2 protein-coding genes are annotated in these 2,722 nt (G+C 63.9%); both read right to left on the reverse strand.

The window, feature by feature from the left end; translation table 11 throughout:
* The coding region (tkt, locus tag BG35_RS0108745) for a transketolase (protein WP_025782519.1) at positions 1 to 1,492 on the reverse strand (1,492 nt) is incomplete at its 3' end.
* A 64-nt stretch (positions 1,493 to 1,556) separates the two neighbouring features.
* The coding region (gene fabF, locus BG35_RS0108750) for a beta-ketoacyl-ACP synthase II (protein ID WP_025782520.1) at positions 1,557 to 2,722 on the reverse strand (1,166 nt) is incomplete at its 5' end.

Here is a 2,722-nt window from a genome sequence, read left to right on the forward strand (position 1 = left end):
TCACCACCATGTTGGGCATGGCCCGCAGGGAGGCCATGGTTTCCACAGGCTGATGGGTGGGTCCGTCTTCCCCAACCCCGATGGAATCATGGGTGAGCACATAGAGGACTCCCAGCCCTGAAAGCGCTGAAAGGCGCATGGAACCACGCATGTAGTCCGCAAACACCAGGAAGGTGCCCCCATAGGGAATCAAACCGCTGTCGTGATAGGCGATGCCGTTGATGACGGCCGCCATGGCATGTTCCCGTACACCAAAGTGGAGATACCGTTTTTCCGGTGTTTCCGGCTGGAACGACCCCGTTTCCCCTTTGATGTCCGTGTAGTTGGAGTGGGTCAGATCAGCGGAGCCCCCAATGAGTTCAGGCAGCCGCGGACCCAGGGCCGCCAGGCACAACTGGGAGTGTTTGCGGGTGGCCAGACCCTTGTCTTCCGGGGTGTATATGGGCAGGTCCTGATCCCAGCCCCGGGGCAACTCGCCCCGCAGCATCCGCTCGAATTCGGCCGCAGCATCGGGATAGCTCTTGCGGTAGTCGCTCAGGGTCTGGTTCCACTGGGCTTCCGCGGCAGCGCCCCGCTCCACCGCCTGGCGGAACTGGTCATAGGCTTCCTGGGGCACCTCGAACAGGCCGTAGTCCCACCCCAGGCTTTCCCGGGTGAGCTGGGCCTCGTCCAGGCCCAGGGGAGACCCGTGGACGCCGCCGGTGTTGCTCTTGTTGGGGGAGCCGTAGCCAATGGTGGTGGTCACCTTGATGATGCTGGGGCGATCCTTGACCGCCTTGGCCGCCTCAACGGCCCTGGTGATGCCATCCACGTCGGTGTTGCCGTCGGGGACGTGCTGCACATGCCAGCCGTAGGCCTCGTAGCGTTTCAGCACGTCCTCGGTGAAGGACACGCCGGTATCCCCGTCAATGGTGATGTGGTTGTCGTCGTAGAGGGCAATCAGCTTGCCCAGCTTCAGGTGACCCGCCAGGGAACAGGCTTCCGAGGCCACACCCTCCTGATTGCAGCCGTCCCCCATGATCACGTAGGTGTAGTGATCCACGAGGGTGCAGTCCGGTCGGTTGAACCGGGCGGCCAGGTGGGCCTCCGCAATGGCCAGACCGACGGCGTTGGCCACGCCGGATCCCAGGGGACCCGTGGTCACCTCGACACCGGCGGTTTCAAAGGTTTCCGGATGCCCCGGCGTTTTGGATCCCCACTGACGGAACTGCTTGATGTCCTCCAGGGACACGCTGTCATAGCCGGTCAGGTGCAGCAGGGCATAGAGCAACATGCAGCCGTGACCGGCGGACAGGACAAAGCGATCCCGGTTGAACCACTTGGGGTTCTTGGGATTGTGGCGCATCACTTTGTCCCACAGGGCATAGCCCATGGGTGCTGCACCCATGGGCAGGCCGGGGTGGCCGCTTTTGGCCTGGTTGACCGCATCGATGGCCAGAAAACGGATGCTGTTGACGCAGAGGGTGTCAATGGAAACAGGCGCGGCAACCATGGGGCAGGAAGGGGTGAATGGTGTGGAAGGGATGATGGAAGGCAAGACTTGATGCCAGCGCCACTTAATTCCAGCGCCGGAAGGCCAGGCACACATTGTGCCCGCCAAAGCCGAAGGAATTGGACAGGGCAACGTTGACCGCCAGTTCCCGGGCTTCGTTGGGGACGTAATCCAGGTCGCAGTCCGGGTCGGGGACCACGTGGTTGATGGTGGGGGGCGCAAAGCCGTGGGTGAGGGCCAGCACCGTGGCCACGGCTTCAATCCCTCCGGATCCACCCAGCAGGTGCCCGGTCATGGACTTGGTGGAGCTCACCGGAATGGCGTGGGCCACGTCTTCCCCCAGGGCCATTTTAATGGCGGAAGTTTCCGTCTTGTCGTTGGCCCCCGTGCTGGTGCCATGGGCATTGATATAGTCCACCTGGCCGGGTTCCAGGCGCCCGTCCGCCAGGCAGCGGGCCATGGCCCTGGCGGCAGGACCGCCGCCGGCGGGGGGAGCGGTGACGTGGTGGGCATCACAGGTGCTGCCGTAGCCAATGACTTCCGCCAGGATCCGGGCGCCTCTGGCCTGGGCATGGCCCAACTCTTCCAGGAGAAGCATTCCCGATCCCTCCCCGATCACAAAGCCGTCCCGCTCCGCATCAAAGGGCCGGCTGGCATGGGCTGGATCCTCGTTGCGGGAGGAGAGGGCCCGAGCGCTGGCAAAGCCCGCCACGCTCAGGGGGGAAATGGGGGACTCGGTGCCGCCACAGACCATGGCGTCCGCATCGCCGTACTGGATGATGCGGAAGGCGTCGCCGATGGCATTGGATCCCGCCGCACAGGCAGTGCATACCGCATTGCTCGGGCCTTGCGCCCCCAGGGCAATGGCGGTGAGGCCGGTGGCCATGTTGGGGATCATCATGGGCACCGTGAAGGGACTGACCCGATCAGGACCCTTCTTGTCCATCACCAGCGCCTGGGTCTCCATCAGCAGCACGCCGCCGATCCCTGATCCGATCAGCACGCCAACACGGTGGGCGTTCTCCCCGTCGATCTTGAGACCGGACTGGGCCATGGCCTGTTTTGCGGTGACCACGCCGAATTGGCAAAAGCGCTCCCAACGCTTGACCTCTTTGCGGTCCAGATGGCCGCTGGGGTCAAAGTCCTTCACCTCCGCCGCAAAGCGACAGCCATGGCGGCTGGCGTCAAAATGGGTAATGGGTCCAACCCCGTTGACGCCGGCGCACAAAG

Origin of the sequence: Candidatus Synechococcus spongiarum SH4 (genome assembly GCF_000586015.1) — a bacterium.
GTDB lineage: Bacteria > Cyanobacteriota > Cyanobacteriia > PCC-6307 > Cyanobiaceae > Synechococcus_B > Synechococcus_B spongiarum_F.